The organism is Streptomyces sp. NPDC049954 (assembly GCF_040656295.1).
Taxonomy (GTDB): Bacteria; Actinomycetota; Actinomycetes; order Streptomycetales; family Streptomycetaceae; genus Streptomyces.
Genome location: NZ_JBFALS010000002.1, coordinates 1 through 24,809, shown reverse-complemented (window position 1 = coordinate 24,809; position 24,809 = coordinate 1). Strand labels below are relative to the sequence as shown.

At 70.6% G+C, this 24,809-nt stretch carries 29 protein-coding genes and 2 rRNA genes; 20 read left to right on the top strand and 11 right to left on the bottom strand.

Annotated elements, in window-relative coordinates:
* Positions 1-5 precede the first annotated feature (5 nt).
* Entirely contained in the window at positions 6-206 is a 201-nt protein-coding gene (locus tag AB0J21_RS03505; RefSeq protein ID WP_363144128.1) for a hypothetical protein, read from the bottom strand.
* Positions 203-637 (bottom strand): ATP-binding protein, encoded by a 435-nt coding sequence (locus tag AB0J21_RS03500; protein WP_363144127.1) that lies wholly within the window; start codon positions 635-637, stop codon positions 203-205. The genes AB0J21_RS03505 and AB0J21_RS03500 overlap by 4 nt, the downstream gene beginning before the upstream one ends.
* A gap of 479 nt (positions 638-1,116) precedes the next feature.
* Between AB0J21_RS03500 and AB0J21_RS03495 the strand changes: the two genes are divergently transcribed.
* The 12 genes from AB0J21_RS03495 (at position 1,117) to pstB (ending at position 9,489) form a co-directional block, all read left to right on the top strand.
* Positions 1,117-1,995, top strand: a complete 879-nt coding sequence (locus AB0J21_RS03495; protein WP_363144126.1) for a helix-turn-helix transcriptional regulator — start codon at positions 1,117-1,119, stop codon at positions 1,993-1,995.
* Positions 1,992-2,207, top strand: coding sequence for a DUF397 domain-containing protein (locus AB0J21_RS03490; RefSeq protein WP_363144125.1), 216 nt, complete (start codon positions 1,992-1,994; stop codon positions 2,205-2,207). Before AB0J21_RS03495 ends, AB0J21_RS03490 begins: the two co-directional genes overlap by 4 nt.
* Before the next feature lie 116 nt (positions 2,208-2,323).
* Positions 2,324-2,539: a DUF397 domain-containing protein gene (locus AB0J21_RS03485; RefSeq protein WP_363144124.1), complete on the top strand. Its 216-nt coding sequence runs from the start codon at positions 2,324-2,326 to the stop codon at positions 2,537-2,539.
* Positions 2,540-2,628: 89 nt separating this feature from the next.
* Entirely contained in the window at positions 2,629-2,844 is a 216-nt protein-coding gene (locus AB0J21_RS03480) for a DUF397 domain-containing protein (protein WP_363144123.1), read from the top strand.
* Between the two features lie 91 nt (positions 2,845-2,935).
* Positions 2,936-3,151: a DUF397 domain-containing protein gene (locus AB0J21_RS03475; protein ID WP_363144122.1), complete on the top strand. Its 216-nt coding sequence runs from the start codon at positions 2,936-2,938 to the stop codon at positions 3,149-3,151.
* Positions 3,152-3,265: 114 nt separating this feature from the next.
* The gene (locus tag AB0J21_RS03470) at positions 3,266-3,481 is read left to right on the top strand and encodes a DUF397 domain-containing protein (protein ID WP_363144121.1); all 216 of its coding nucleotides are present in this window, start codon (positions 3,266-3,268) and stop codon (positions 3,479-3,481) included.
* Between the two features lie 106 nt (positions 3,482-3,587).
* Positions 3,588-3,803 (top strand): DUF397 domain-containing protein, encoded by a 216-nt coding sequence (locus AB0J21_RS03465; RefSeq protein WP_363144120.1) that lies wholly within the window; start codon positions 3,588-3,590, stop codon positions 3,801-3,803.
* Positions 3,804-4,314: 511 nt separating this feature from the next.
* Entirely contained in the window at positions 4,315-4,629 is a 315-nt protein-coding gene (locus AB0J21_RS03460; protein WP_363144119.1) for a hypothetical protein, read from the top strand.
* A 599-nt stretch (positions 4,630-5,228) separates the two neighbouring features.
* The gene (gene pstS / locus AB0J21_RS03455) at positions 5,229-6,374 is read left to right on the top strand and encodes a phosphate ABC transporter substrate-binding protein PstS (protein WP_363144118.1); all 1,146 of its coding nucleotides are present in this window, start codon (positions 5,229-5,231) and stop codon (positions 6,372-6,374) included.
* A 129-nt stretch (positions 6,375-6,503) separates the two neighbouring features.
* A complete protein-coding gene (pstC, locus tag AB0J21_RS03450) occupies positions 6,504-7,538 on the top strand; it encodes a phosphate ABC transporter permease subunit PstC (protein ID WP_363144117.1) in 1,035 nt (344 codons plus the stop codon).
* On the top strand, positions 7,535-8,617 hold the full coding sequence (gene pstA, locus AB0J21_RS03445) for a phosphate ABC transporter permease PstA (RefSeq protein ID WP_363144116.1): 1,083 nt from the start codon (positions 7,535-7,537) through the stop codon (positions 8,615-8,617). Before pstC ends, pstA begins: the two co-directional genes overlap by 4 nt.
* Before the next feature lie 95 nt (positions 8,618-8,712).
* Complete coding sequence (gene pstB / locus AB0J21_RS03440; protein WP_363144115.1) at positions 8,713-9,489, top strand: phosphate ABC transporter ATP-binding protein PstB; 777 nt, start codon at positions 8,713-8,715, stop codon at positions 9,487-9,489.
* Between the two features lie 153 nt (positions 9,490-9,642).
* On the opposite strand, the gene AB0J21_RS03435 is transcribed toward pstB, so the two are convergent.
* A complete protein-coding gene (locus tag AB0J21_RS03435) occupies positions 9,643-10,641 on the bottom strand; it encodes an inorganic phosphate transporter (RefSeq protein ID WP_363144114.1) in 999 nt (332 codons plus the stop codon).
* A gap of 4 nt (positions 10,642-10,645) precedes the next feature.
* The gene (locus AB0J21_RS03430) at positions 10,646-11,266 is read right to left on the bottom strand and encodes a DUF47 family protein (RefSeq protein WP_363144113.1); all 621 of its coding nucleotides are present in this window, start codon (positions 11,264-11,266) and stop codon (positions 10,646-10,648) included.
* A gap of 293 nt (positions 11,267-11,559) precedes the next feature.
* Here AB0J21_RS03430 and AB0J21_RS03425 point away from each other — a divergent pair, with 293 nt between their 5' ends.
* Complete coding sequence (locus tag AB0J21_RS03425; protein WP_363144112.1) at positions 11,560-11,886, top strand: metal-sensitive transcriptional regulator; 327 nt, start codon at positions 11,560-11,562, stop codon at positions 11,884-11,886.
* A gap of 164 nt (positions 11,887-12,050) precedes the next feature.
* On the opposite strand, the gene AB0J21_RS03420 is transcribed toward AB0J21_RS03425, so the two are convergent.
* Together AB0J21_RS03420 and AB0J21_RS03415 are read right to left on the bottom strand one after the other, a co-directional pair.
* Entirely contained in the window at positions 12,051-12,389 is a 339-nt protein-coding gene (locus AB0J21_RS03420) for a hypothetical protein (RefSeq protein WP_363144723.1), read from the bottom strand.
* A 167-nt stretch (positions 12,390-12,556) separates the two neighbouring features.
* Positions 12,557-13,459, bottom strand: coding sequence for a hypothetical protein (locus tag AB0J21_RS03415; protein WP_363144111.1), 903 nt, complete (start codon positions 13,457-13,459; stop codon positions 12,557-12,559).
* A 105-nt stretch (positions 13,460-13,564) separates the two neighbouring features.
* Here AB0J21_RS03415 and AB0J21_RS03410 point away from each other — a divergent pair, with 105 nt between their 5' ends.
* The gene (locus AB0J21_RS03410; protein WP_363144110.1) at positions 13,565-13,753 is read left to right on the top strand and encodes a hypothetical protein; all 189 of its coding nucleotides are present in this window, start codon (positions 13,565-13,567) and stop codon (positions 13,751-13,753) included.
* An 89-nt stretch (positions 13,754-13,842) separates the two neighbouring features.
* Here the strand turns inward: AB0J21_RS03410 and AB0J21_RS03405 are convergent, their stop codons facing one another.
* Together AB0J21_RS03405 and AB0J21_RS03400 are read right to left on the bottom strand one after the other, a co-directional pair.
* A complete protein-coding gene (locus AB0J21_RS03405; RefSeq protein ID WP_363144109.1) occupies positions 13,843-14,583 on the bottom strand; it encodes a phosphatase PAP2 family protein in 741 nt (246 codons plus the stop codon).
* A gap of 192 nt (positions 14,584-14,775) precedes the next feature.
* Positions 14,776-16,080 carry an NlpC/P60 family protein gene (locus AB0J21_RS03400; RefSeq protein WP_363144108.1) on the bottom strand — a complete coding sequence of 435 codons (1,305 nt, stop codon included), beginning with the start codon at positions 16,078-16,080 and terminating at the stop codon, positions 14,776-14,778.
* 492 nt (positions 16,081-16,572) lie between these two features.
* On the opposite strand from AB0J21_RS03400, the gene AB0J21_RS03395 reads away from it, so the two are divergent.
* The 6 genes from AB0J21_RS03395 to AB0J21_RS03370 all read left to right on the top strand — a co-directional run bounded on the left by AB0J21_RS03395 (position 16,573) and on the right by AB0J21_RS03370 (position 23,817).
* Positions 16,573-16,881 (top strand): hypothetical protein, encoded by a 309-nt coding sequence (locus tag AB0J21_RS03395; protein WP_363144677.1) that lies wholly within the window; start codon positions 16,573-16,575, stop codon positions 16,879-16,881.
* A gap of 189 nt (positions 16,882-17,070) precedes the next feature.
* On the top strand, positions 17,071-17,922 hold the full coding sequence (locus AB0J21_RS03390) for a hypothetical protein (protein ID WP_363144107.1): 852 nt from the start codon (positions 17,071-17,073) through the stop codon (positions 17,920-17,922).
* A complete protein-coding gene (locus AB0J21_RS03385) occupies positions 17,912-19,237 on the top strand; it encodes a hypothetical protein (protein WP_363144106.1) in 1,326 nt (441 codons plus the stop codon). The genes AB0J21_RS03390 and AB0J21_RS03385 overlap by 11 nt, the downstream gene beginning before the upstream one ends.
* Positions 19,234-20,784, top strand: a complete 1,551-nt coding sequence (locus AB0J21_RS03380) for an SCO6880 family protein (protein ID WP_363144105.1) — start codon at positions 19,234-19,236, stop codon at positions 20,782-20,784. The genes AB0J21_RS03385 and AB0J21_RS03380 overlap by 4 nt, the downstream gene beginning before the upstream one ends.
* A gap of 41 nt (positions 20,785-20,825) precedes the next feature.
* The gene (locus tag AB0J21_RS03375) at positions 20,826-22,247 is read left to right on the top strand and encodes an ATP-binding protein (RefSeq protein ID WP_363144104.1); all 1,422 of its coding nucleotides are present in this window, start codon (positions 20,826-20,828) and stop codon (positions 22,245-22,247) included.
* 58 nt (positions 22,248-22,305) lie between these two features.
* The gene (locus tag AB0J21_RS03370) at positions 22,306-23,817 is read left to right on the top strand and encodes a type VI secretion protein (protein WP_363144103.1); all 1,512 of its coding nucleotides are present in this window, start codon (positions 22,306-22,308) and stop codon (positions 23,815-23,817) included.
* Between the two features lie 37 nt (positions 23,818-23,854).
* On the opposite strand, the gene AB0J21_RS03365 is transcribed toward AB0J21_RS03370, so the two are convergent.
* The 3 genes from AB0J21_RS03365 to AB0J21_RS03355 all read right to left on the bottom strand — a co-directional run.
* Positions 23,855-24,397: a GNAT family N-acetyltransferase gene (locus tag AB0J21_RS03365; protein ID WP_363144102.1), complete on the bottom strand. Its 543-nt coding sequence runs from the start codon at positions 24,395-24,397 to the stop codon at positions 23,855-23,857.
* Positions 24,398-24,476: 79 nt separating this feature from the next.
* A 5S ribosomal RNA gene (gene rrf, locus AB0J21_RS03360) occupies positions 24,477-24,593 on the bottom strand.
* Positions 24,594-24,685: 92 nt separating this feature from the next.
* Positions 24,686-24,809: ribosomal RNA gene (locus tag AB0J21_RS03355) — 23S ribosomal RNA — on the bottom strand; the annotation flags it as partial.

Here is a 24,809-nt window from a genome sequence, read left to right as displayed (position 1 = left end):
GTGGCTCAGCCCCGCCCCTCCGACGCGCCCCGCCCCCTCCTCCCGTCCCTCTCCCTCTCCGCGTCATGCGGATGCCGCCCGATGAGCACCCGGCAGTCGGTGGCCCGCGAGTAGTCGCGCCCGGCCTCGGCCAGGACCTCCTCCCGCCGCAACTCCGCGCACCGGGCGCACGCCTCCTCGCCCGTCTCCTCCACCCGTTCGCTCATCCCCGCACCTGCGCCCAGACCCGCTTGCCCCCCGGCTGCGGCTGCGCACCCCAGCACGCGGCGAACGCGGTGACCAGCAACAGCCCCCGCCCGCCGAGGTCATCGGGCCCGGCCATGCGCGGCACGGGCCTGACGCGCGAGGAGTCGGAAACGGACACCTCCACGGCGCCCCCGTCGAGCCTCGCGACGACGACACGGACCGTCTCGCCACACGCGTGCGCCACGGCGTTCGCGACCAGTTCCGAGACGACGAGCGCGGCCGGCTCGGCGAGCACGTCGAGCCCCCACACCCCGAGCGCGTGCCGCACCAGCCGCCGCGCGGGCTCGGCGGACGCCTCCGTACGGGAGAAGACCTCGTGGTACGCGGGGCCACCGATACCGGAGGCGCAGGGGTCCTGCCCCTTGGCGAGGCTGCTGTCGTACTCGTACATGGCGGTCCGGTCCCGTGAGAGCTGACGGCGGAGTCGAGGCGGGCGAGGGGGAGGAACAGGAGCGCTCCCGGCGGCCGAGGCCGCCTCGGGCAGTCCTTCTTTCGGGTGAGGAACGGCAGGAGACTGCCGCGCCCTTCGTAACGCCTCACCCTCACGGGCAGGGAGGGGAGGGCTGGGGGGCAGGTGCATGAATGACCTCGTCTCGCAGGTGAACGCGCCGCGACACGCACATTTCCGTGATCAAGCACACACGCTTCGTCACGTATCGCGTGAGAGGAGTCTGTCCTGCCTCACCTCAAACCGGCAAGTGAGTCACCTGAATAAGTAATCGATGATTTATTCGGTGGCGCGATTTCCACACCTGAGGCGATAGATTCGGCACCTGCGGGGCGAGAGGGGGACCTAAGCGTTCGTCAACTCACCTCGTAGCTGCGAAACTTCACCCGTGCGCACTCACCCAACGGAGGTGTCAGCACCACATGCCTAACCAGAGGGCGATCCCCACCTTGCGCCGCAGGCGTCTGGGCAACGAACTGCGACGCAGGCGGACCGCCGCAGGTATGGAAAGCCGCGCCGCCGCCGAGGCGATGGGCTGGGCCGAGAGCAAGTACTCACGCGTCGAGAACGCGAAGGCGCGCGTGACCCCGCCCCAGGTCGAGGAGTTGCTCAAACTCTTCGGCGTCGACGACCCGGAGGTCGGCACCGCCCTGACGAACCTGGCGCGCGACGCCGGGAAGCAGGGGTGGTGGCGTCCTTACGGGGACGTGGTCACTGAGTCGTATCGGGATTTCCTCGATTTGGAGGCAGATGCCGAGCTTGAGCAGGTCACCGCTCCGGGCCTGATCCCCGGGCTTCTCCAGACCGGCGGCTACGCGCGCGAGATCATCGCGGCTACGGGCCTCACTCTGACTCAGGACGAAGTGCACGCCTTGGCGGAGGTGCGCAGGGCGCGACAGGCGATACTCACTACGCGCCCAGGCAGGCAGGCGCCACTCAAGCTCTGGGCCGTGGTTCACGAGGCCGCCCTGCACATGACCTCGGCAGAGCAACCTCACATGATGTACGACCAGCTTCGCCATCTGCTCGACATGTCGGAGCTGCCGAACGTCACCCTCCAAGTGCTCGACCTGCGCGGAACAGCCAGCCCCGGTGTGGTCGGTCTACTGGAGATCGTGCACTTTCCTGCTCCCTGGCCCACGGTGGTCAACTTGGAGAATCTGCAAGGAAGCCACTTTGTGGAGGGCACCGAGGACGTGAAGGTGTTTGAGGATGCCTTCGCTCGCGTGGTCGCCGCAGCCTTGTCCGTGGGTGACTCACGTATGAAGATCAGAAACATCATGAACGGAATGAACAAGTGACAACACCTCCCGGAACGCGCTCGTACGACCTCTCGGATACCGACTGGTTCAAGTCTTCCTACAGCAACGCTGCCAATAACTGCGTCGAGGTTGCGGCCCTGCCCGGCGGAATCGCCTTGCGCGACTCCAAGGACACCTCCCGCACCCCCCTGCGCTACACCACCGCCCAGTGGACGGCCTTCTGCACGGGAATCGCCACCGGCACCCTCTGACCCGCTGGACGACGGGCCCTCTCCAGCCATACCGGAGAGGGCCCCGTACCGTCCCGCCAGCCCATTCCACGATCTCCACTCGTTGCAGCGGCACTTCACATGGGTAGCCCTCACCCATGACAAACCACCACAGCGCACCCACACCACGCCTCGCGGAAGCAACCTGGTTCAAGTCCTCGTACAGCGCTGGCGCCGAGAACTGCGTCGAGGCAGCGCCCCTCCCCAGCGGCATCGCCGTACGCGACTCCAAAGACACCTCCCGCACCCCGCTGCGCTACACCACCGCACAGTGGACGGCCTTCTGCACAGGAATTGCCACCGGCACCCTCTGACTCACAGGACGGCGGGCCCTCTCCAGCTTCCCCGCGCATCCCTCAACCTTCTGCTATTGAACCCCGACGCACACGGGTAGCCCTCCCCCATGACAACGAGCCGGACCGCCCCCACGCCATCCCCCGAAGAGGCAACCTGGTTCAAGTCCTCGTACAGCAGCGGGGCCGAGCAGTGCGTCGAGGCCGCAGCCCTGCCGGGCGGCATCGCCGTACGCGACTCCAAGGACACCACCCGCACTCCTCTGCGCTACGCCACCGCACCATGGACGGCCTTCTGCACGGGGTTCACCTCCGGAGCCCTCTGAACCCCGGCAACAGCGGGCCCGCCCCACTCCGCTCGCCGAATCGCCCAACTCCGCTCGTTGACGAACCCTTTCAAGGAGGTAGCCCTCACCCATGACAACCCACCGCACCACCTCCGCACCGCCCCTCGCGGGAGCAACCTGGTTCAAGTCCTCGTACAGCAACGCAGCCGAAAACTGCGTCGAGGCCGCGCTCCTGCCCGGCGGGCTCGCCGTACGCGACTCCAAAGACACCTCCCGCACCCCCCTGCGCTACACCACCGCCCAGTGGACGGCCTTCTGCACAGGAATCACCACCGGCACTCTCTGAACCCGCAGGACGACGGGCCCCCTTCCGGCCGAATCGGGCCCGTCCCGCCATGCCAGCGGCGCCTCCTCGAACACCGCACGTTGCAGCGGCACTTCACATGGGTAGCCCCCAGCCATGACAAACCACCACACCGCACCCACACCACGCCTCGCGGAAGCAACCTGGTTCAAGTCCTCGTACAGCGCTGGTGCCGAGAACTGCGTCGAGGCCACCCCCCTCCCCGGCGGCATCGCCCTGCGCGACTCCAAGGACATCTCCCGCTCCCACCTGCGCTACACCACCGCACCATGGACGGCCTTCTGCGCAGGAATCACCACCGGCACCCTCTGACCCACAAGACGACGGCCCCTCTCCAGCCACACCGGAGAGCCTCATCTTGCGAGCGAGCACCGAACTCCACTACTTGCAGCGGACGTTCACGGGGTATCCCTCACCCATGACAACCCACCGCACCGCACCCACACCGTCCCTCGCGGAAGCGACCTGGTTCAAGTCCTCGTACAGCACTGGCGCCAACAACTGCGTCGAGGCCACCCCCCTCCCCACCGGCATCGCCGTACGCGACTCCAAGGACACCTCCCGCACCCCCCTGCGCTACACCACCGCACCATGGACAACCTTCTGCGCAGGAATCACCACCGGCACCCTCTGACCCACAAGACGACAGGCCCTCTCCGGCCGGCCCCGGAGAGGGCGCCCCGCGCTCTTCCGCCGCGCGCCCCGAATCCGCGCGCCCCGAATCCGCGTACAGCGAGGCCCCTCCGCCCCCGGCACTCAGCGGTCAGCGGTCAGCACTCAGCGGCCAGCCCAGCGCACCCCGCAGAAGCCGTACTCCACGAGGAGGTTCTCGGCTTCGCTCGGCACCCGCCCGGAAACCGACCGGCCCGCCCCCTCAGGCCCGCACCGCCGCCGCCCCCGCCTCACTTCTCCGCCCGGAACCAAGTCGGCGCCACCTTCAGCCACACCGGTGGACAGTCCTGCGCGTAGCCACCCGTCCTTCGGACCGGAAGCGCTCGCCCAACGGAATGACACCTTCCCGCCGCGCCTCGGAGGCCCCGTTTGACATCAATGGAACACTGTTCCAGTATGGGTGGTGGAACAACGTTCCATGCTGTCCGTCCGGCGCTTGCCGGGTGGCCCGCCACGAGATGTCGGAGGAAGACATGGCACTACAGGACCAGCCCGCGTACCTCATCAGGATGCGCGCCAAGCCCGGGCTCGGCGACAAGCTGTTCACCCTGGCCACCGAGGGGATGGAGAAGTCGGGGGCCTCCGACCGGTACACCATCGTCCGCGAGGACGCCGACCCGGACGTGCTGTGGAACATGGAGGTGTTCCGGAGCCACGAGGCGAAGGACGCCTACGAGAACAGCCCGCTCGCCGACGAACTGCGCGACGAGATCATCGGCCTTCTCGCCGAGCCGCCCACGCGGATCGAGGTCCACCCGTACGCGGCGCTGCCCGCCGACCCGGCCTGAGCCGCCGACGGGTTTCCGCCACACCGCAAACCGCACCACCACCCGTAGCGACCGCCCAGACGGTCCGCGTCCGCGGGAACCGGGAACGCAGAGGCGCCCGGCACGAACCACCGTGCCGGGCGCCTCTGTGTTCCCGCGACCCCGCCGACCCCTGGTTCCCCGGTCCCCCCGGGGCCGGAGTCCGGGCACGCAGGCCGAGGCGAGACCGCACACGCCCCCGCCCGTCCGGCGCCTGAGAACCCCACCGCCCGCAGGCCCGACAACGAGACCGCACCACCCACCCAGCCGTCCGGCGCCTGAGAACCCCACGAGCCCCAGCCCCGGCACGAAACCCCACCCCCACCCAGCCCGTCCGGCCCCTGAGGACACCGAGCCCTCCGGCGCCTGAGGACACGGCCTGCCCCACGACGTCCGCCGAGGTTCACCCCCCGTTCACCGACGTCAGTCACCCGCTTCACCTGTTCTGCCTAATTTCGGCCTCACAGGACGCGGTCCCCGGGAGACACCGGTCGCCGCTCCCGCGCACTTGGTACCCCGGCCGAAGGCCACCCCGCACGCCGCGCCCCGCAGGGCCCGGCTCCTGGAAGGAACCCCAGACAGTGAAGCTCCCGCGCAAGACCCGGCTTCGCGCCCTCTCCCTCGGCGTCGTCGCCGTCTCCGGCGCCCTGGCCCTCACGGCGTGCGGCTCCGACGACACGAGCGGCGGACCGGACAAGGGCGACAGCAGCTCCAAGGCCGCCGCCGCCCCCGAGGCCGGCGCGATCGACTGCGCCGACGCCAAGGGCGAGCTGCTCGCCTCCGGTTCCTCCGCCCAGCAGAACGCGATCGACGCCTGGGTGAAGAACTACACGGCCGCCTGCAAGGACGTCCGGATCAACTACAAGCCCGACGGCTCCGGCGCCGGTGTCACCGCGTTCCTCCAGGGCCAGACCGCCTTCGCCGGCTCCGACTCGGCCCTCAAGCCGGAGGAGATCGCGAAGTCGAAGGAGGTCTGCAAGGACAGCCAGGCCATCGACCTGCCGATGGTCGGCGGCCCCATCGCGATCGGCTACAACGTCCCGGGCGTCGACAACCTGGTGCTGGACGCGAAGACCCTCGCCCACATCTTCGACGGCAAGATCGCGACGTGGGACGACAAGGAGATCAAGGCCCTCAACCCGGACGCGAAGCTGCCCGGCACGAAGATCCAGGCCTTCCACCGCTCCGACGAGTCCGGTACGACGGACAACTTCACCAAGTACCTCAAGGCCGTCGCCCCCGACGACTGGAAGTACGAGGGCGGCAAGGCCTGGCAGGCCAAGGGCGGCCAGTCCGCCTCCGGCTCCTCCGGCCTCGCCCAGCAGGTCAAGGGGACGGCCGGCGCGATCTCCTACTTCGAGCTGTCCTACGCCCAGGGCGGCATCAGCACGGTCGACGTCAAGACGAAGGCCGCCGAGCCGGTCAAGGCGACCACCGAGAACGCCTCGAAGGCCATCGCCGCCGCGAAGGTCGTCGGCACCGGCAAGGACCTGTCGCTCCAGCTCGACTACAACCCGACCGCCGACGGCGCGTACCCGATCACCCTGGTGACGTACGAGATCGCCTGCGAGAAGGGCAACAAGGCGGAGACCCTGCCCGCCACGAAGTCCTTCCTGAACTACATCGCGAGCGAGGACGGCCAGGGCATCCTCGCCGACGCCGGCTACGCGCCGATCCCCGACGAGATCGCCACCAAGGTCCGCGAGACCATCAAGACCCTCAGCTGACCCCGCGTGCGGGCGGCGGCCCACCGAGGCCGCCGCCCGCACCGTCCGGTGCACCGCCGCCAGCAGCCCCGCACCGCCGTACCGACGTGAACCACCGCCGGTGAGGGGCCCGCAGACCGGAGAATTCCGATGGACATACCCACCACCCCCGCGCCGGGCGCCGTGAGCGCGCCCCCGCAGCCGGGCCCCCCGGCACCACCACCGACGCCCACTCCCGAGCAGCGCCGTCAGGCCCGTGGCGCGACCCGCCCCGGAGACCGGATCTTCCTCGCCCTGTCGCGCGGCTCCGGCATCCTGCTGCTCGTCGTCATGGCGGCCATCGCGGTCTTCCTCGCGTACCGCTCCTCGCTGATCCTCTCGAAGAACGACGGGAACTTCTTCACGTCCTTCGAGTGGACCCCCGAGCTGAACCCGCCCGTCTTCGGCATCGCGGTGCTCGCCTTCGGCACCGTCGTGTCCTCGGTCATCGCGATGGCACTGGCCGTACCGGTCTCCGTCGGCATCGCGCTGTTCCTCACGCACTACGCGCCCCGCCGGGTCCGCGGCCCCATCAGCTACGTCATCGACCTGCTCGCCGCCGTACCGTCGATCATCTACGGCCTGTGGGGCGTCCTCGTCCTGGTGCCGCACCTGAACGGCCTGTTCGGCTGGCTCGACCGGTTCTTCGGCTGGACCGGGATCTTCTCCTGGCAGGGCGGCGCCCCCCGCTCCCTGTTCAGCGTCGGCATCCTGCTGGCCATCATGATCGTCCCGATCATCACCAACGTGAGCCGCGAGGTCTTCCGGCAGGTGCCGCAGGCCCACGAGGAGGCGGCGCTCGCGCTCGGCGCGACCCGCTGGGAGGTCGTGCGCACCGCGGTCCTGCCCTTCGGCCGCTCCGGAGTCATCTCCGCCTCGATGCTGGGCCTGGGCCGCGCGCTCGGCGAGACGATGGCCGTGGCCACCGTGCTCTCGCCGACCTTCGACATCCAGGCGAGCCTCCTGGAGCCGGGCGGCGGCACCTTCGCGCAGAACATCGCGAGCAAGTTCAGCGAGGCGAGCGAGCAGGGCCGCGACGCCCTCATCGCCTCCGGGCTCGTGCTGTTCGTCATCACGCTGCTGGTCAACGGAGCGGCCCGGGCCATCATCGCCCGCCGCAAGGACTACTCGGGGGCCGACGCATGAGCCACACACCCCTCAAGGACCGCCGCCCCGAACAGCCCGCGCCGCCCTCCGCGCTGCGTGGCGCCCGGCTGCCGCACTGGTCCAACTGGGCCGTGGCCGGCGCCTCGGTCGTCCTGGGCTGCCTGATCGGCCTGGCCGCCGGACTCGACTCGAAGGTCCAGTGGGGCCTGATCGCCGCCCTCGTCTTCCTGGCCGGCGGGTACGCCCTCGCCGCCCGCGTCGAAGGACGCAGGCAGGCCAAGGACCGCCTCGTCACGAGCGTCGTGTGGGTCGCCTTCCTGCTGGCCTTCATCCCGCTGGCCTCCCTCGTGTGGGAGACCGTCAAGCGCGGCGTCAAGGTCCTCGACCCGTACTTCCTGACCCACTCGATGGCCAACATCGGCTCCTACGACACCGGCGGCGGCATCTACCACGCCATCATCGGCTCGCTGGAGCAGGTGGGGCTGGCCACCGTCATCGCCGCGCCCATCGGCCTGCTGACCGCCGTCTACCTCGTCGAGTACGGGCGCGGGAAGCTCGCCAGGACCGTCACCTTCTTCGTCGACGTCATGACGGGTGTCCCGTCGATCGTCGCGGGCCTGTTCATCCTGAGCCTGATGCTGCTGTTCGACCTCGAACCCTTCGGGTTCGCCGGGTCCCTCGCGCTCGCCATCCTGATGATGCCGGTCGTGGTGCGCTCCACCGAGGAGATGCTCAAGCTCGTCCCCAACGAGCTGCGCGAGGCCTCCCTCGCGCTCGGCATCCCGAAGTGGCGCACCATCCTCAAGGTGGTCCTGCCCACCTCGATCGGCGGGATCATCACCGGGCTCATGCTCGCGATCGCCCGTATCGCGGGCGAGACCGCGCCCGTCCTGCTGCTGGTCTGGGGCTCCGCCTACATCAACATGGACCCCTTCTCGGGCGGCCAGTCCTCGCTGCCGCTGTACATCTACCAGCAGTACGCGACGAGCAGCGGCTCCGGAGCGGCGTACGACCGCGCCTGGGCGGCGGCGCTCACGCTGATCGCCTTCGTGATGATCCTCAACCTGGCGGCGCGCGGTGTCGCCCGCTGGAAGGCCCCCAAGACCTCCGGTCGCTGAGCGGCGCCGACGCCCTCGCGTCCCGCGCCGTACGCGATCCCCGCCCGCCTCGCGCAGACGACCGGCGGGAAGTCCCGAAAGAAGCAGTGATCCCCATGGCCAAGCGAATCGACGTCAGCGGCCTGACCGCCTACTACGGCTCCCACAAGGCGATCGAGGACATCTCGATGACCGTGGAGCCCCGCTCCGTGACCGCCTTCATCGGCCCCTCCGGCTGCGGCAAGTCCACCTTCCTGCGCACCCTGAACCGCATGCACGAGGTCACCTCCGGCGGCCGCGTCGAGGGCAAGGTACTCCTCGACGACGAGGACCTGTACGGCAGCCACGTCGACCCGGTCGCGGTGCGCCGCACGGTCGGCATGGTCTTCCAGCGGCCCAACCCCTTCCCCACGATGTCGATCTTCGACAACGTGGCGGCCGGCCTCAAGCTCAACGGCTCGTACAAGAAGTCCGAGCTGAACGACGTGGTCGAGAAGTCGCTGCGCGGCGCGAACCTGTGGAACGAGGTCAAGGACCGGCTGAACAAGCCGGGCGCGGGCCTCTCCGGCGGACAGCAGCAGCGGCTGTGCATCGCGCGCGCCATCGCCGTCGAACCGCAGGTCCTGCTGATGGACGAGCCCTGCTCGGCGCTCGACCCGATCTCGACCCTCGCGATCGAGGACCTGATCGGGGAGCTGAAGGAACGCTTCACCATCGTCATCGTCACGCACAACATGCAGCAGGCGGCCCGCGTCTCCGACCGCACCGCCTTCTTCAACCTCTCCGAGGTCGGCCGCCCCGGCCGGCTCATCGAGATCGACGACACCGAGCGGATCTTCTCCAACCCGTCCGTGCAGGCCACCGAGGACTACATCTCGGGCCGCTTCGGCTGAGCCGCCGGGCCGCACGGCCCCCCGACCCCTTCGCGGTGCTGCATGGCGGTGCCACCGCGAGGGAAACGAAGAGCCCGCCCCCGAACCATCCGGGGGCGGGCTCTCGTCCGTCTCGGGCACACGCGGAACGCACGGCGCCGGGCGCGGCCGGGGTCACAGGAAGACGAAGTTCACGATCCAGAAGGCCACCGCGCCGACGATGCCGGCCGCCGGCATGGTGATGAACCAGCCCAGGACGATGTTCTTGGCGACGCCCCAGCGGACCGCGTTGACCCGCTTGGTGGCCCCGACACCCATGATCGCCGAGGTGATCACGTGGGTCGTGGAGATGGGCGCGTGGAAGAGGAAGGCGGTGGTGAACATGATCGAGGCGCCCGTGGTCTCGGCGGCGAAGCCCTGCGGCGGGTCCAGCTCGATGATCTTCCGGCCGAGGGTCCGCATGATGCGCCAGCCGCCCGCGTACGTACCGAGCGACAGCATCAGCGCGCAGGAGATCTTGACCCACACCGGGATCGCGGCGCCCTGGTCCTGGACGTCCGCGATGACGAGCGCCATGACCACGATGCCCATCGTCTTCTGCGCGTCCTGAAGACCGTGACCGAGCGCCATTCCGGCGGCGGAAACGGTCTGCGCTATCCGGAAGCCCCTCTTCGCCTTGTGCGGGTTCGACTTCCGGAAGAGCCACAGGATGGCGCACATCACCAGATAACCGACCACGAGGCCGATCACCGGGGACAGGAACATCGGGACGACGATCTTCTCGACCACCCCGGACCAGATGACCCCGATCCCCCCGGCGAGCGCGGCGCCGACCATCCCGCCGAACAGCGCGTGCGAGGAGGAGGAGGGCAGCCCGAAGTACCAGGTGACCAGGTTCCAGACGACGGCGCCGACGAGCGCCGCGAACAGGATCCACATGCCCTTGTTGCCGTGCGGGGTCTCGATGATCCCCTCACTCACGGTCTTCGCGACCCCGTTGCCGAGGAAGGCCCCGGCCAGGTTCATGACGGCCGCCATCGCGAGCGCCGCCCGGGGCGTCAGCGCCCGGGTGGAGACGGAGGTCGCGATGGCGTTCGCGGAGTCGTGGAAGCCGTTGGTGTAGGTGAAGCCGAACGCGACCAGGACGGTCACGACCAATGCGAAGGTGTCCACCGGGTCAGGACTCCTTGACCGCGATGGTCTCCACCGTGTTGGCGACGTGCTCGAAAGCGTCCGCGGCTTCTTCCAGAACGTCCACGATCTGCTTGAGCTTCAGCACCTCCATCGCGTCGTACTTGCCGTTGAAGAGGTGGGCGAGCAGTTTGCGGTGGATCTGGTCCGCCTGGTTCTCCAGGCGGTTCACCTCGATCCAGTACTCGGTGAGATTGTCCATCGTGCGCAGATTGGGCATGGCCTCGGCGGTGAGTTCCGCGGCCCGGTTCAGCACCTCGATCTGCTGCTCGACGCCCTTGGGGAGTTCATCGACCTGGTAGAGCACGACCAGATCGACCGCCTCCTCCATGAAGTCCATGATGTCGTCGAGCGAACCGGCGAGGGTGTAGATGTCCTCGCGGTCGAAGGGCGTGATGAACGAGGAGTTCAGCTGGTGGAAGATGGCGTGGGTCGCATCGTCCCCGGCGTGTTCCGCGGCCCGCATGCGCTCAGCGATCTCGGCCCGAGCGGTGGGGTCCGCCCCGAGCAGTTCCATGAGGAGCTTCGAGCCCGTGACGATGTTGTCCGCGGATGCGGCGAACATGTCGTAGAAGCTCGTCTCCCTGGGGGTCAGACGAAAACGCACGTGGGGTCCTCGGGGTCCTCTGGATTCGGTCAGGCTGATGCTAGGCGCATCATCCGGCCACGGCTAACCGGCTTTCCCAGTGTCGCCCATCGGGCACAGTGATCAGCACAGGGCCCTTCAGCGGACGGAGAATTGGGTACGATATACCCACTAGGGGTATATCGACAGGGCGTTCCGGGCTGTTCCACACTGGCCCCAGCACCCCCGAGCCCCCGGGTACGGGACCTCGGCCACCGAGCACGCCGGACCCCGGCGCGGCTCAGTCACGGCACATCTCACACCGGGAGGACGCGATGACGACCACCGAGGCCGGCGCGACGGCGCCCGAAGCGCCCTCCGTGCACGGGTACCACGACCACAAGCAGGAGCACCTCAAACGACTGCGCCGGATCGAGGGCCAGATCAGGGGCCTGCAGCGCATGGTCGAGGAGGACGTCTACTGCATCGACATACTCACCCAGGTCTCGGCGTCCACGAAGGCGCTGCAGTCCTTCGCGCTCCAGCTCCTGGAGGAGCACCTGCGGCACTGCGTCGCCGACGCGGCCCTCAAGGGCGGCGACGAGATCGACGCGAAGGTCGAGGAGGCCACCAAGGCCATCGCCCGGATGCTGCGCACCTGAGCGCAGGGCACCACCAAGGCCGTCGCCGGGACAGAGCGCGCCTGAGCGCAGGCCACCGAGGCCGTCGCCGGGATGCGGCGCACCTGAGCACGGGGACCGCGTTCCTCGGTGGCGGGTCGAAGCGGTCGCGTGGCACCTGCCGACAGAGGGAAACCGTCCGGCCCTCAGCCCCGGCCCTGGTCCTGGTCCTGGTCCTGGTCCTGGTCCTGGTCCTGGTCCTGGTCCTGGTCCTGGTCCTGGTCCTGGTCCTGCTCTTGGTCCCCTTGCCCGCGGCTCCCCCGGCCTCCGCGGTCTCCCCGCTCTCTCCGGTCCCCGCTCCGGTCACGGTCCTCGGACCGCTCGTCGCGGCTACGGCCCGGTCGTACGTCGAGGAGTTCGTCGATGCGGTCGGGGCTCAGCCGGTCCTCGTGGGCCGTCGCCGCCGCGATCATCAGCTCCCCGCACAGTTCGATCTCCGCGAGGGCCACGAGATCCTGCACCGCCGAACCGGTCATCACCGTCACCGTGCCCTCCCCCTTCCCGACCCGTTCACGACTCAGCCGGTTATCCAGGGTAGGGAGCGGCGTACGCCCCGCGCATGGCACGGACGGACCATTTCCGGGTCATACGCCCCCGGCGCACACCCCCCACCCGGGTGGCACGGGAAGCACGGCGGGGGCCATGGGGCGCACTACTCGTCGGCGATCCGCCCGGTGTAGATGTCGCCCGCCGCCGGCAACCCGACCACGGGGGCAGGGCCGAAGTCGAACAGCAGCGTGGTCGAGGCGACCGACAGCGCCCGGCGCGGGGCGGCACCGGCCGAGGCGGAGGCCCCGGGAGCGCCCGACCGCTCCGCGCCTCCCGCACCCTCCGCGGCGTCCCGCACCGCGAACCGGTGGCGGACCTTGCGCAGCAGCCCCTGTTCGTCCAGGTACGCGTCGAAGGGCACCGAGCGGCGCGCGAAGCCCCGCGCGGCCGACTCCAGCGTCGCGCGGTCGGCCCCCTCCAGCGCCGCCGCGGCCCTGAGCAGGTCGACGGTCCCCCGGTAGTGCCGCACCCGGGTCCCCGCCAGGTCCTCCGTGCCGACGTACGTCACGCGCCCGGCGCCGCGCAGCAGCCCGGCCGCGAGCAGCGGATCGGTCGCCCCGCCGGTGACCAGGTTCCCGTCGGGCAGCCCCGAGGTGTCCACCCGCACCCATTTGTCCGCGGGGACGCCCTCGCCGCGGTTCTTCATGTAGAGCGCCCCGGGGGCGAGGAGTTCCTTCACCGGCCGGTGCTCGCGCACCCCGGAGACGTCCCTCGGCAGCAGGACGGTCAGCTCGGCCCGCCGCCCCGCGAAGTCGTAACGGCCCCGGCTGCGGATCGTGACCCGGGTGCCGCCCGAGTCGACCTCCATCGCGGTGCGGGTGCCGGCCCCCTCGGCCTTCGTCAGGCGGTCCGCGGCGCCCCGCACGCGGGCCAGCGCCTCGCCCGCGTCGGGCTCCTGGGCCGCCCCGGCCCCGCCGCATCCGCCGAGCACCGCCGTCAGCCCGAGCACCGCGAGCAGCGCCTGCCCCGCGCCCGCCGCTCGCCGCCGCTGCCGGTGCGCCGTCATCGTCCGTCCACTCCCTGGGCTTGTGTCTCTCTCTTAACGAGAGGTACCCGGGCTCGTCACGCGAAGGACGGCGACGGCTCTCACGGCCGGAGTTACGGTGGCGGGGTGGCGCAGCAGGAGCAAACAGAACGAACAGGACCTGAAGAACACCGCACGACTACGGTCGAAAACGGACACTTCTGTGTGGCGGAGTGCGTGTGCGGCTGGCACGGACCCGCCCGCAGAGCCCGTTCCCGGGCCCGCTCGGACGCGGCCGGACACCTGACCGAACTGTCCGTCGCGCCGGGTTCCTAGGTTCCGGGGCACGGGCCCGGAGGTTCCGGGGCACGGGCCCGGAGGTTCCGGCGGGGGACGGGTCCGGACGGACGGGACCCCGGCGGCCCTCAGGCAGCCAGGTCGCGGTCGTCCTCCGGGGGGACGGTGCGGGCCGCTCCCGGCCGCTCGCCCTCGCCCTCCGCCGCACGCCCGCCGCCCTCGCCCGTCGCGGCCCGGCGCCCGGGGCCGGCCCACACGAGCCCGCCGAGCCGGCCCGCGCGTCCGACCGCCCGCAGTACGGGGGTGAGCAGCGCGGTCGCGACCGGGGACAGCAGCAGGGCCACCGCCGTCGCCAGGGCGAAGCCGCCGATGACGTCGGTCGGGTAGTGCACGCCCATGTAGACCCGGCACGCCCCCTCCAGCAGGGCCACCCCGATGGCGGCCAGGCCCAGCTTGCGGTGGGCGAGGAAGAGACCGACGCCGACGGCCATGGTGAGCGTCGCGTGGTCGCTCACGAAGGAGTAGTCGTTCTTGCCGTCGACGAGCACGTCGAGGCCGCGGTGGTCGACGAAGGGGCGGGGCCGCTGCACGAAGCCCCGGATCGGGATGTTCACGAGGACCGCCACCCCGGCGGCGAGCGGCGCCCACAGCACGGCGGCCACGGAGGAGGCCGCGTCGTCGAGGCTGCCGCGGCGCCGCACGCCCCACCAGCACCACAGCACGAGCAGGACGGAGGCGAGCAGCAGCCCGTACTCACCGGCGTACTCCATGAACCGGTCGACCCAGCCGGGCGTCGAGTCGGTGAGCCCGTTGATGTCGAACAGCAGGCTGACGTCGGGGTTCGACCCGGAGGTGTCGAGTCCAGCCATCGTGCTGCGGCCCCTTGTCTTTCGTCCCGGGACGCACAGGTCGCACGTCCCTCACCAACCCCCGTGGCCGGCACCGCCGCGCCGCACGCGCGCACCTGTCCAGAACAGGAAACGCCCGACCCCTGCCCCGCCGTTCCGCTCTCCACCGAATGATCACGCAGACGTTATCGAAGAGAGACGGGTCCCCCCAGCTCAGGGGGTGGCTCGCACGGAGCGCACAGGTGCACCGGGGGGCGCGTCGACGCCTTCCGGACGGCCGTGCGGCCGGCCCAGGGCCAGGGACGCGCGGGAGGCCACCGAGGCCCCCGTGGGCGCGGATGTGGGCGTGGGCACGGGGGCCTCGGTGGCCTGCCCGCCCTGAGGCGCGGCAAGAGCCTGGCCCGCGTCGCCCGCGTCGCCCGCGTCCCCGGCGTCGCCCGCGTCCGGCTGCGTGGAGGCGTCCCCGTCCGGCGCCGCGGCGGCGCGGTCGACGGGCCGTCCGGTCTCCCGGTCCTCGGGCTTGTCGGTGGGCAGCGCCTCGGCCCCGCCCTGGGTGACCCGGGTGGCACCGAAGTAGTCCGGGGTGTCGACCGGGTCGAAGCGGATGACGGCCCCGGTCCGGGGCGCGTCGATCATGTAGCCGCCGCCGACGTAGATCCCGACGTGCCGGATGGCCCGGGAGTCCCGCAGGTCGTCGGAGAAGAACACGAGGTCGCCGGGGAGCAGCTCGGCGCGGGCCGGATGCGGGCCCGCGTTGTACTGGTCGTTGGCGACGCGGGGCAGCTCGACCCCGACCGTCGCGTACGCGGCCTGGGTGAGCCCCGAGCAGTCGAAGCGCCCGCCCTGGCCCGCCGTCCCGGTCCCGCCCCACAGGTAGGGGGTGCCGAGCTTCTTCTGCGCGTAGTAGATGGCGGCCGCCGCCTGCCGCGAGGGCGCGACCCGGCCGACGGGCTTCGCGAAGCTCTCCTCCAGGTTCCGGATGATCTTCACGTAGTTCTGGGTCTCGCGGTACGGGGGGACCCCGCCGTACTTGATCACCGCGTAGGAGCCGGCGTTGTAGGCGGCCAGCATGTTGCTGGTGATGTCGCCGGGGACGTCCTTCACGTACGAGGCGAGTTCGCAGTCGTAGCTCGCGGCGGAGGGGATGGCGTCGGCCGGGTCCCACACGTCGCGGTCCCCGTCCCCGTCCCCGTCCACGCCGTGCGCGGACCAGGTGCCGGGGATGAACTGGGCGATGCCCTGCGCGGCGGCCGGGCTCCGCGCCCGCGGGTTCCAGCCGCTCTCCTGGTACAACTGCGCGGCGAGCAGCGCCGGGTTGATGGCCGGGCAGAGGTTGCCCCACTTCTGCACGATCGGCTGGTACGAGGCGGGCACGGCGCCCTTCGCGAGCCCGACGGCCCGGCCCGCCCCGCCCGAGGCGAGGTTGCCGGCGGCGACGAGGGTGCCGACGACGAGCAGCGCCACGAAGCCCGCACCGAGCAACGCGACGACCCCACCGGCCAGCCAGTACTTCCGCACCCCTCAACTCTCCCCCACCCGAGCGCCCCGCACCGGACTTTTCCCGACCCCCCGTGTCGCCTGCGCCCCGTTCCTGACCTCACGTCACCTCAGCTTCACCCCGGCCCCCTTCCTCCCGCGACCCCCCGGGCACGCCGCCCGTCGAATTCCAGCCAGACCGCCACACCGGCAGGCCGGGAACACATGTACGAGGAATATGCGGACGCCCCGTCAGGTCATCTGACCGCGCGTCACCCACACGACGGACACGCGCCCCTGCGGCGCACCTCATTGCCCGGCGTCACCCTCCGTGATACACAGAGTTACCGTACGCATCTTCGGATCCGGGTCCCGCAGCAGGCCGCCACGGAGGGTGATCCAGAGGGGCGACGCGAAACTCGCCAACAAATGACGCCAAGTCGACAGGCACAGGCGCCGGAGTCGGCGACAATGAGCGAGACCTCTGCGCTGGTGCAGAGGGTGTGGAACAACCCGTTAGGGGCGGTGAGTTACATGCTTATGGCAGCCGAAAAGGGCGATATCACCACGATCATCGGCGGGATCGCCCCGGACTGGGGCCCCTTCGGGAGCCTGGGCAACGAGGCACGCGTGATGATCCAGGTCGTCATGGCCTTCGCGATCATCCTGTGCCTCGCGATCGCCATCTGGGGCGCGGCAAAGCAGCGCATCGGCGCGACAGCCCTCCGGGACACCTTCAGCGCCGAGCAGGGCAAGGGACTGATCATCGCCGGACTGACCGGCGTCTTCATCATCGGCTCGCTCGGCACCGTGTTCACCATCGTGTACGGCATGGCCGTCTAACCGGCGGCGGAGCACGCCCGGGGCCTCGGGGGCACCCCACGTGCACCCCGCGTCCCCCTGTCCCCGCGTGCACCACGGCCGAGGTTGCGTTTCCCTGATGTCCAGTCACCACACCCCGCGCGAACACCCGCTGACGCGGCTACCTTCGTACTACGCGGTTCACCGAGAGGCCGAGGGAGCGCAGCCGGGATGAGCATGGGCGACGATCACGAGTACGGCAGCCGGCCGCCCCTCTCCGACGACTACGGCGGCACCGGCCAGACCCGCACCCGCATGCCCGACCGGGCCGGCCCGGTGCAGAACGCGGCGGGCCGCCGCCCCTCGCGCGGCCTCGTCCTGCTGGCCGCCGTCGTGGCCCTCCTCATCGCCGCGATCGCGTTCGCGAACCAGGGCGGCGGCGAGGACGACAACTCCTCGGACAGCCCCGGAGCGGCGGCCCCCGCGACCGACCCGACGGCCCCCTCCGGCAACCGCCCCACCACCCGGCCGAAAACCACGACGGGCATCCCGACGGGCTTCGCCCACTCGAAGGAGGGGGCGCAGAGCGCGGCGGCGAACTACGCGGTCAGCCTCGTGTCGGCGGACATCCTGAAACCGGACCGGCGCGAGCAACTCGTCAAAGACCTCTTCGTGGCGGACCGCGGACAAGCGCTCAGAGAACAGTTCGACAAGGCCTACACCCCCGACTTCCTCGCGAAGATCGGCCTGGACGCCGACGGGAACGCCGCGTCCGGCCAGACCTACGTCTCCCGCACCCTGCCCATCGGCACCAAGGTTCCCGCGTACTCGGAGTCCGCGGCCACCGTGGAGGTCTGGTGCACGGGGGTCTTCGGCACAGCGGCCGCGGACAGCACCAACCCGGTCACCAGCGACTGGTTCACCATGACCCTGAAGCTGCGCTGGGAGAACGAGGCCTGGAAGGTCGACAGCTTCTCCCAGAAGAGCGGACCCGCGCCCGTGAACGGCGACAACAAGGTCTCCACCGCCGACGAGATCGCCAAGGCTGTCGAGGAGTACGGAGGGTTCACCTATGCTCGGTAGCCCACATCGAGGCCGGGGCGCCCGCCTCGCGGCCCTCGCGACGTCCGTCCCCGCGGTTCTGCTCCTGTTCGCGACACGGGCCCAGGCAGCGCCCAAGGACAACTGCGACCTCATCGTCGGCCCCGCCAAGTCCTACTGCGAACGCGACGACGGCTCCTCCGGTTCCTCCGGCGACAAACCCAGCATCCTCCCCGACACCCTCGACCCCGTAGCCTCCCTCGCCAAAGGCTGTGCCGACGCCGCCTCCTGGACCGTCGAGAAGCTCTCGGACGCCGTCAAGGACACCGCGAACGTCGACTTCACCAACCCCAAGTTCCTCCAGCAGTACGCCGTCGTGTTCGCCGCCTCCACCGTCCTCACGCTGATCCTGTGGCTGCTGGCCGTCGCCAAGCGGGCCGTGCGCGGCGTCCCGGTCACGACGGCGATCAGTGAGGCCATCGGCTTCCTGTGGCTGACCGTCCTGGCCTCCGCCTTCACCCCGCTCATCCTCTACACCGTCGTCTCCGCGACCGACGGCGTCACCGCGGTCCTCGCCAGATCCACCGGCGGCCAGACCGACGTGTTCTTCGGCTCCTTCTCCAAGGCCCTCAACAAGGGCGACGACATCGGCGGCGGACCGATCATGCTGATCGTCGTCTCCCTCGTGTCGATCCTCGCCGCCGGCGTCCTGTGGCTGGAGCTCGTGATCCGCGCCGCCCTGCTCTACGTCGGCGCCCTCCTCGGCACCGTCGTCTACGCGGGGCTCGTCGACAAGAACATGTGGGGCCACGTACGGCGCTGGGCCGGCGTCATGATCGCGGTGATCCTCGTGAAACCCGTCATCGTGATCGTCCTCGGCCTCGCCGGGGCCCTCGCGGGCGGTGACGGGCCGAACGCGTTCTCCGCGGTCGTCTCCGGCCTCGCGATCATCCTGCTGGCGATCTTCGCGAGCGCCATGATCTACCGGTTCGTCCCCGGCTTCGGCGACGAACTCGTGGCCTCCCGCGGCAACCGCATCCAGCAGGGCGCGGAGAGCCGCGCCGCGGCCGTCCTCTCCTCCCCCGCCTCCCTCCTCTCCCAGGGCATCAAGACCCACAGCAGCCGCAACTCCGGCGGTGGAGGCGGCGGCGAGGGCGGGGGTGGCGGCGGCCAGTCCAAGGCCCCCAACCCGGCCGGCGGCGGCATCGCCGCGCACGGCAACCGCGGTGGCGGCTCCGGAGGTGGCGGCGCGACCGCCGCCGCCCCCGCGCCCCGCTCCGCCACCGGCACTCCGCACGCCGCGAACCGGGGCGGATCAGGATCAGGCAACAAAAGCACCGGAGGTGAGGGGCGTTGACGACCCCGTCCCCAGCGTTCGCGCCCCGCCGTACGTATCTGATCGGCCGGGCCAGGCCCAACGCCGTCATCGGCCGCAACCGGGAGACCGGCGAGATCGCCCTCATCATCGCGGGCGCCTTCGTCGGCATGATGTGCGGGCTCCTCGTGCCCGTACTGGCGCTGCGGCTCGTCCTCCTCATGGGCTTCCCGCTCATCGCGCTCGCCGCCGTCTACGTCCCGTACAAGCGCCGCACCTTCTACAAGTGGTACGAGATCAACCGCTCGTACAAGCGGATGCAGCGCAGCGGCGCCGCCTACCGTTCCACCGCGCCCGAGGCCGGGGTGCGCCTCGACGGGCGGGAGGTCGAGATCGGCCCGCCCCCGGGCATCGGCCGCATCAGCTGGCTCGCCGCCCCCTTCGGCCCCGACGAGATCGCCGTACTCCTGCACGCGGACCGCAAGACGGTCACCGCCGCCATCGAGATCGAGGGCCCCGGCGTGGGGCTGCGCGACTCCGAGGACCAGGAGGCGCTCGTCGACCGCTTCGGGACGCTCCTCAAGCACGTCGCGAACGGCGACGGCTTCGTCACCCGCATCCAGATGCTCGCCCGCACCCTGCCCGCCGACCCCGACGCGCACGCCAAGGACGTCGCCCAGCGCGGCGACCAGCGCGCCCCGCTCTGGCTCCAGGACAGCTACGAGCAGCTCCAGTCGATGGTGTCGACCTCCAGCGAGCAGCACCGCGCCTACCTCGTGGCCTGCATGCACTTCAACCGCGAACTGGCCGCCGAGGCCAACGCGATGGCCCGCGCCGCCCGCCCGCAGGGCGGCCGCAAACTGGACCGCGACGCGGGTCTCGCGATCGTCATGGCCCGCGAGCTGACCGACATCTGCTCACGGCTCCAGGAGGCCGACATCCGGGTGCGCCAGCCGCTCGGCCAGGGCCGGCTGTCCTCCCTCGTGCACTCCATGTACGACCCGGACCACCCCATCGACCACCTCCAGGCCATGACCAAGCGCAACGCCTGGCCCGCCGAGCTGGACGCGACGCAGGCCACGTACCTCCAGGCGAAGACCCGCGAGTCCTCGACCCGCGAGCCGTGGTGCCACGCCACGGCCTGGGTCAAGGAGTGGCCGATGACCCCGGTCGGCGTGAACTTCCTCGCCCCGCTCCTCGTCCACACCCCCGACGTCATCCGCACCGTCGCCGTGACGATGGACCTGGAGCCGACCGAGATCGCGATCGAGCGGATGCTGACGGAGAAGACCAACGACGACGCGGAGGCGAGCCGCGCCGCGAAACTCAACCGCACCGTCGACCCGCGCGACATGGCCGCGAACAACCGTCTCGACCAGCGCGGCGAGGACCTCGCGAGCGGCGCCGCCGGCGTCAACCTCGTCGGCTACATCACGGTGTCCTCGCGCGACCCCGAGTCCCTCGCCCGCGACAAGCGCACGATCCGGGCCTCGGCCGGGAAGTCCTACCTGAAGCTGGAGTGGTGCGACCGCGAACACCACCGCGCCTTCGTCAACACGCTGCCGTTCGCGACCGGCATCCGCCGCTAGGCACTCAGCCGCGAGGCACCCGCCGCTAGGAGGCACGCCAGATGAAGGACCCGCTGACACTCTTCACCGACGCCTTCACCGGTTTCCTGTTCGGGAAGGTGGAGACGACCCGGCTGCCCGTGCGCACCTCCACGGGCCAGGCCCAGGCCGTGTACCTGCCCACCGCCGCGCCCGGCCTCGGCGACTCCGGGGTGATCATCGGACGCGAGGTCTACAGCGGCAAGGGCTACATCTACGACCCGTTCCAGCTGTACGGGCAACAGCTGCCCGCCCCGCACTGGCTCGTCCTCGGTGAGTCCGGCAACGGGAAGTCGGCGCTGGAGAAGACGTACGTCCTGCGCCAGCTGCGCTTCCGCGACCGGCAGGTCGTCGTCCTCGACGCGCAGGGCGAGGACGGCGTCGGCGAGTGGAACCTCGTCGCCTCCGAGCTGGGCATAACGCCGATCCGCCTCGACCCGACGGCCGCGCTCGACATGGGCATCAGGCTCAACCCGCTGGACCCGGCGATCACCACGACGGGGCAGCTCGCCCTGCTGCGCACCATCATCGAGGTCGCGCTGGGCCACGGTCTGGACGAACGTTCCGGCTTCGCCCTGAAGGTCGCGCACTCCTACGTCCACGAGACGATCCGGGACCGGCAGCCGGTCCTGACCGACATCGTGGAGCAGCTGCGCCACCCTGAACCGGAGTCGGCCGAGGCCATGAACGTGGCCCTGGACGACGTACGCGCCTGGGGCCTGGACGTGGCCCTCGTCATCGACCGCCTCGTGGACGGCGACCTGCGCGGCATGTTCGACGGGCCGACGACGGTCGGCATCGACCTGGACGCGCCGCTCATCGTGTTCGACCTGTCCCACATCGACCGCAACAGCATCGCGATGCCCATCCTCATGGCGATCGTCGGCGTGTGGCTGGAGCACACCTGGATCAGGCCGGACCGCAAGAAGCGCATCTTCCTCGTCGAGGAGGCCTGGCACATCATCAACAGCCCCTTCGTCGCACAGCTCTTCCAGCGCCTGCTGAAGTTCGGCCGCCGGCTCGGCCTGTCCTTCGTCGCCGTCGTCCACCACCTCTCGGACGTCGTGGACGGGGCGGCCGCCAAGGAGGCCGCGGCGATCCTCAAGATGGCCTCGACCCGCACGATCTACGCCCAGAAAGCCGACGAGGCCCGCGCCACGGGCCGCGTCCTGGGGCTGCCACGCTGGGCGCAGGAGATCATCCCGACGCTGACCCCGGGCATCGCGGTGTGGGACGTCAACGGCAACGTCCAGGTCGTCAAGCATCTCGTCACGGAGGCGGAGCGCCCGCTCGTCTTCACGGACCGCGCGATGACGGAGACCTCGGCGGAACGCGACCAGATCTCCGCCGAACTGCGCGCCGCCGAGCAGGAGGCGGAGGAACGCGCGGCCTTCATGGAGGCGCAGCTCAAGGCGGCCGCCGAGTCCGAGTCGACGGTCGCATGACGGAACGCGGCGCCGGGCGCGCGCCGCGAGCAGCGGGGAAGCGACGGGGAGCAGGCACATGAACGAGCAACGCAAGCCGTCGTCCGGCGGGGCCGGCCAGGCCCGTTCCACCGTGTCGGACGGCCTGCTGCTCGGCGTCCTCGGCCTGATCCTCGGCGTGACCGTCCTCGTGTGGATCGCGACCGGTCTCGCGGCGCTCCTGGCACACGGCGACTGGCCGGCGGCCGTGAGCTTCACGCACACCCCGCAGGCGCTGCGCCGCCTCCTCCAGTCCCCGCAGGACCTCCCCGCGGCCTGGCCGGACGCCCCGAAGGGCTCCCTGTCGGGCTACGGCCTGTTCTGGGGCCTCCTCCTGGGCCTGTTGATGGTCCTCGCGGTCCTCGCCGTGTTCGTCCTCGGCACGGCGGCCCGCTGGCGCGCGCGACGCCGCACCCCGGCCGCCACCACGCCACACGCCCGGGCACAGGAACCTGAACGCGCACCGCGCACGGTCGCCCTGGAGAAGGAACCGGACCACGAGACGCCGAGGCCGACACCGAGGCCGAGTCCGACAGGGACGCCGACGCCGCCGGTGACTCCCCCGGAGCGGGAAGAGCCCTCGCCCCCGGCGGACGTCCCGGCCGCGGCCGTCCCGTTCCCGGCGCCGCGCGGCCCGCTGTTCCTCGGCCCGCCCGGCGACCGCGCCCCGGTGGCGATCGAGGCGGTACGGGACGCGGAGGGCGCCGCACTCGTCGTCACCTCGGACCCGGCGGTGTGGGAGGAGACGAGGGACGCCCGCGCGAAGCTCGGCCCGGTCCTCGTCTACGACCCCTCGCACCTGTGCGACACCCCGGCGCGGCTGCACTGGTCCCCGTCCGCGGGCTGCGTGGACCGTACGACGGCGGCGCACCGCGCGACGGCCCTGCTGGCCCCGGTACGCCCGGCCTCACTGCTCGACGCGGCGACGGCGGACACGGCGGAGACCCTGCTGCGCTGCTTCCTGCACGCGGCGGACGTCGACGGCCGCCCGTTCAAGCACGTGCACCGCTGGGCCCAGGGCAACCAGCTCCAGGACGCGGTACGCATCCTGCGCACGCACCCGGCGGCGACCTCGGGCACGGCCGGCGAACTGGAGTCGGCGCTCACCGCGTATCCGGAACGCCGCGACCTGGCGCAGAAACTGACGGCGCGCGCCCTGTCCGCCCTCTCCTCGGTCCACATCCGGGAGTCCTGCGTCCCGAACCGAACCGATACCGCCTCGGTGGAGTCGTTCCTCGCCGAGGAGGGAACACTGTATGTGGTGGGCGAATCCATCGAGGACCCCAAGTCCCGTCCCGGCGCCATGCCTTTGCACACGGCACTGGCCTCCAGCGTGGTCGAGCACGGCCGCCGCATGGCCGCACGGTCATCCTCCGGCCGGCTCGACCCACCACTGACGCTGGTGCTGGACGACGTCGCGGCGGTCGCCCCCCTGCCCCAGCTCCCCGAACTGCTGGCCTCCGGCCCGGCCCTGGGCCTGCCGACGCTCGCCCTGCTCCGCTCCCGCGAACAGGCCCGCGCCCGCTGGCCCCACGCGGAGCTACCGGCCTGAGCGGGGCGGGTCCTCCTCGGTCCTGAGCCCTCAGCCCTCAGCCCTTCCGCACGTATTCCAGCTCGTTGCCGTGGTCGCCGACGACGCGGACGCCGGTGGGGACGAAGCCGAGCTTGCGGTACGCCGCGGCGGCCCGCCCGTTGTCCTCGTGCACGAACAGCCGGATCCGACGCACCCCGATGCCGGTGGCCCAGTCGACGGCGGCCCGGAACAGCCCGCCCAGGAGCCCGGTGCCGCGCTGCCCGGGCCGTACGTAGACGCCCACGATCTGCACCTGGCGTTCTTCGACGGGGTTGCCGAAGAAGTCCAGCCCGCCGGCGTCCTCGACGATGCCGGTGACGGTGCCCACCCAGTTCTCCTGGGCGTCGACGGCCACGAACTGCCGGCTGGCGAGCCCGGTCGAGCTGCGGGCGGCACGGTCCTTCCAGAACACGTCGGGCCGCGCGAGGGCCTCCTCCGTGGTCTCCAGGAACGCGAGGTGTGCGACGGGGTCCTGGAGGGCGGCGAGCCGCAGCTCCTTGACCTTCCGCCACTCCTCGGCACGAATGGGCCGTATCTCGTACGGCGACTGCTGATCCATGACGCGAATTTACTCGAAGGGGTCCGGAACGCGGAAAAGCCCCGCACCATAAAGGTGCGGGGCTTCCCCAGCAAAAATTGTTCGGCGGCGTCCTACTCTCCCACAGGGTCCCCCCTGCAGTACCATCGGCGCTACGAGGCTTAGCTTCCGGGTTCGGAATGTAACCGGGCGTTTCCCACGTGCTATAACCACCGAAACACTATGAAACACATCAACCGCACCACCCCGTGACCAAACCGGGTGGGGTTGTTCGTGGTTTCAGAACCAACACAGTGGACGCGAGCAACTGAGGACAAGCCCTCGGCCTATTAGTACCGGTCAACTCCACCCCTCACAGGGCTTCCATATCCGGCCTATCAACCCAGTCGTCTACTGGGAGCCTTACCCTCTCAAGGAGGTGGGAACACTCATC